This window comes from Falsihalocynthiibacter sp. CO-5D18, assembly GCF_041205445.1.
GTDB lineage: Bacteria > Pseudomonadota > Alphaproteobacteria > Rhodobacterales > Rhodobacteraceae > Falsihalocynthiibacter > Falsihalocynthiibacter arcticus.
Window position 1 is genome coordinate 1 of record NZ_JBGFCF010000038.1, and the last position, 3,815, is coordinate 3,815.

The window sequence follows — 3,815 nt, forward strand, 5'->3', positions numbered from 1 at the left end:
TCGACGCCAATCATTGTAACTTCGTTCATGGATGTCTCCTCCGATTTGGTGCTTTCAATATCACCACTATGGCACACTTTGATGCCGGTTCCGGGGTGAGGCATCCACACCATCAGTGGCCCGGAACTGCGCGATCTTCTACTTCGGCGGGGCTGTCACGGATCGATATTGCGTCGTTGAACTTACCTACTCCAGTCCGTTTTAGTGTGGCATGGCGAGACCGGCGAATGGCCCGCGTTGCCCGTAGATGCGCAAGCAATTCCTTCTTAAGAACGCCGCGCGTTTGGATGAACAGGCTACGGTAGATCGTCTCGTGCGAGACACGCTTGCTCTCATCATCTGGATGTTCACGCATCAGCCAGCCTGCGATTTGTTGCGGGGACCATTTGCGGATCAGCTTGGCCGATATCTCTCGGCAGAGATAGGCATTCCCATTCAACTTGCAGAGTTTTGGGCGATGCGCACGATTCCAAGCTGCTGTATTAGAATGCGCTGCGCGGTATTGGGCACGCCCGCCATTGCGTCTGACCTCGCGACTAATCGTGGACGCTGACCGCTTCAGGGATCTCGCAATGGACCGCAAGGACAGCTTCGCACGCAGGCCTCTGGATATCTCCTCGCGGTCCATCAGGGTGAGAGCGAGGCGAGACCGCAAGCGGTTTGGTGGACGGATGCCGCCAGTGCGCGCAAGGAGCGGATAAATCGATGACGATGAGCGATCAAAACCACGCCCGATCGAGTTCATCGATTCTCCGCGTTGCCATCCACTGCCGGCAGGCGATGCGTGCATCGCCGAGAGGGATCCCATATCTCTGACTTTTGCTCATCTGTGAAAAACACTCGGCGACGATACTTCATAGGGTTCACTCCATCTTTCCAAAAAGATTAGAGTGTTGCGTCGACCAGTTGAAACCGCCGGACCTTTCAGACCTTCGCTGCAAGTGCGCAAATGTCGGGTTCGGCGAACCGTTCAACAAACGGTCGTTTTTGGAAGATTTTCGGGAAAGTAGATTATTCTGCATCTCCCAGAGCCAACAGAAGCAGACAGGCTAGGATGGGCGAACCGAAAAGGCTGATAAGCACCCAGATTAATTGACTACGGCTCCTTCTCTCTGCCATGCCCGCAGGAAGCAGGATATATAGCCATAGTACAATAAACAGCGCAAACAGACCAAAGACTACAGAGAATATACCTTCCATTGATCAGTCCCTCCTGCGCTTATCGAAGCGGTCGTTTTGATGGCTAAAGCCATACCTAGTCTTTAGCATTTTTTCGGGCATTAAACTGCTCCCAGACATGCATCCTGCCCTTTTGCCTTGCGTCTGCTAGCCACAGCTTTTTGCGCACTCCTGGCACCACCATCAAACCATATTCTCCGCCTGAAAATTTAGGCCAGTCAATAGCTAAGCCGAGCTTTACCATTTCAGCCGATAGATCACGTCCATCCTGTAGATAACATTTGGCTACTGAGCGACCGTAAGCGTCTTGCTCTGTGACCTCCGCCCGTATTGTTTTTCCCTTACATAAATTAACTAAAGCCCATTTAGCGTTTTTGCCGTGTGGGTGATCGATTTCAGGAGCATCAACACCAAACAAACGTACCTGAGTTTTTTGAATGACCACGGTATCACCATCCACCACATAGGCAGGGCCTTGTAGCGTAGTGCTGATCGGTTGTTTACGTGCGCTTTGCGCGTCAAACGGCTGCCGCTTTGTAGCTGGCCTTTTATGAGATGTCGATCTGCTTGGAGGAGTATGTTTACTTCGACTACTTTTGCGACCAAACGCAAAAAAAGCGAGGCCAATGAGTAATAATATAAGTAAAGCAGCTTCCAACAAATCGTTCCTTTTCAAGCATTACTAACCAAAGATCGCATCAGCGCAAATCGTTCTGATAGAAACATTCAACAAACGCTCGTTTTTGGCACGGCCTCAAACCACCTCAATTTACGCGGCCAAAAACCCCATTCAAAACCTCGGCGGTGTTGAAGGTTTTTGACTGCGTGACGATAGCAGAAATTCGTGGCGTTGCAGAATATCGGTAGTCCGGGCTCTTTGCCGACTTTCGCTGCGTTTGCACACGAAATCAACGTCAAATCGGAGGGCGAGCGGCGGCAATGCGGACGAAGCGTCACTTCGTTACATTTGTCCGAACGACAGCTTTCGCCAGGGCTTGCCCATCTGGAGATACCATTTTTGTCGCAAGCGACTACGCAGATACACTAGCATTGGTTTGCCTTTCAGTTGGCCAAAGGCCAAGTTGATATAAATGAAAATGAAGGTGCATGGCCATGGAAACTCGAAAAACCGTTTTTACCAAAGAAATTATAATGATGGACGAAATGGGAAAGCCATGTGCGCCGATCACGCGTGTGGCGGCCCTGGCGATCGTCCGCAATGCCTTCGCGGGAATAGATCAAGAAGACTTATCACAATTGTTCGAAGTAGGTGCGGCACTCGGTAAAACTTTGACTGAGGAGCTCGTACATATGCTCTCAGCGCCACCAATCTGCTACGGTAAAGCAGCGCTTGTTGGAACTTCGGGCGGAATGGAACATGGCGCGGCGGTGCTGCATCCGAGGCTTGGCAAACCCGTGCGCGAAGCTATTGGCGGCGGCAAGGCTCTGATGCCTTCAAATCACAAAGTCGGAGCATTAGGCGGCAGCATTGATCTGCCACTTGGGCACAAAGATGAAGCATGGTCTTTCGATCATATCGACACGATGACCCTCTGGGTGCCGGACGCCCCTCGCGCAGACGAGATTGTGCTTTGCATTGGATTATCAGACGCCACACGCCCGCACCCAAGGGTTGGCAAAGGCCCGAGAAATTCTTAGATACCAGCCGACTTTAGCATACCTACGGCATAGCGGTCATTCGTGCACGGTACGACATCTGGTATGGAGCATTCGAAGCAGCCTTGCGCTGTGGTTGCACCAAAAAAACAGACGCTCCGTGTCGGCAATGCAGATAAAGCTGCCTCTTACGCTCAAGCTCCGAACCGTGGCTTCACGCTAGATATTCATAAAGTTCTGTGTGTTTGGTAGAAGGTGGTTAGTCTACAACACCCAATTGCCGCGCAATGGTGGCGCTATCGTAATAGTCGCGTCCCTCGACCACCATTCCGTCCTTAACCTTCATAACCGAGCAATAGCGGACTTCGGCTCGTTTTCCGGTCGGCGCGAAATCCCCTAGGCTTGATCGAAGGGTCCCTGTGTGGGTCCCTGTATTGCGAAACTCGACAGTGGCCCACTTGCCGCATTGGCTAACAATCACATTTTCAACTTCACAAAGTCCGTCAGGGAAAGCCTCGCGCCAACGGTAATAGTCTTCCTTATAGGCCTCCTTTCCAGTGAGCTTCTCGCCGCGCGCTATGTCTTCGAAGTTACAATCTGTCGCGATTACTTCCGCGCCGCGATCCGGATCGCGCAACCCCCATGACTCGTGGAACTGACGAACTACTTTTTCAGTAGGATGCATCTTTCGGCTACCTTTGTATGTGGTGCAGGGGGGTGTTGTTCCTGAAGCTGATGATTGACCCTGATCTACAAAGCAAACGGTGGCAACATTTTTCGGCTAGGAATTTTTCTAGCCAAAGAAAGCGGACCTTCGTCACATCCTATTAAGTGCCCATTCAGGGCTCACTGCCGACCTTCGCTGCGTTTGCACATTGAAAAAACTGGGTCACAGCCTCGAGTGTCCGCTTTCTTCAAGTTGCCTAAATTAGTTTGCGTGTGCAGCGAAAGTCCGGTTTCCGCGGTGGTTTCAACCGGTGGACGTAACACTTTAATCTTTTGGAAGAGATGGAGTGTTG

The 3,815-nt window shown here is 51.4% G+C and carries 4 protein-coding genes; 1 reads left to right on the forward strand and 3 read right to left on the reverse strand.

Annotated features, from left to right (window positions below; translation table 11 throughout):
* Positions 1 to 112: 112 nt before the first annotated feature.
* On the reverse strand, positions 113 to 745 hold the full coding sequence (locus AB9F27_RS21580; RefSeq protein WP_369758163.1) for an IS30 family transposase: 633 nt from the start codon (positions 743 to 745) through the stop codon (positions 113 to 115).
* Positions 746 to 1,255: 510 nt separating this feature from the next.
* The gene (locus AB9F27_RS21585) at positions 1,256 to 1,837 is read right to left on the reverse strand and encodes a thermonuclease family protein (RefSeq protein ID WP_369757071.1); all 582 of its coding nucleotides are present in this window, start codon (positions 1,835 to 1,837) and stop codon (positions 1,256 to 1,258) included.
* A gap of 455 nt (positions 1,838 to 2,292) precedes the next feature.
* On the opposite strand from AB9F27_RS21585, the gene AB9F27_RS21590 reads away from it, so the two are divergent.
* A complete protein-coding gene (locus tag AB9F27_RS21590) occupies positions 2,293 to 2,838 on the forward strand; it encodes an amino acid synthesis family protein (protein WP_369758164.1) in 546 nt (181 codons plus the stop codon).
* A gap of 217 nt (positions 2,839 to 3,055) precedes the next feature.
* Here AB9F27_RS21590 and AB9F27_RS21595 read toward each other — a convergent pair whose 3' ends face one another.
* Positions 3,056 to 3,481, reverse strand: coding sequence for an ester cyclase (locus AB9F27_RS21595; protein ID WP_369757074.1), 426 nt, complete (start codon positions 3,479 to 3,481; stop codon positions 3,056 to 3,058).
* Positions 3,482 to 3,815: the final 334 nt, after the last annotated feature.

Excerpts from the sequence above, each read along its gene's own strand:
- AB9F27_RS21595 (WP_369757074.1), bottom strand. The coding sequence starts at position 3,481 with ATGCATCCTACTGAAAAAGTAGTTCGTCAGTTCCACGAGTCATGGGGG.
- AB9F27_RS21590 (WP_369758164.1), top strand. The coding sequence starts at position 2,293 with ATGGAAACTCGAAAAACCGTTTTTACCAAAGAAATTATAATGATGGAC.
- AB9F27_RS21580 (WP_369758163.1), bottom strand. The coding sequence starts at position 745 with ATGAACTCGATCGGGCGTGGTTTTGATCGCTCATCGTCATCGATTTAT.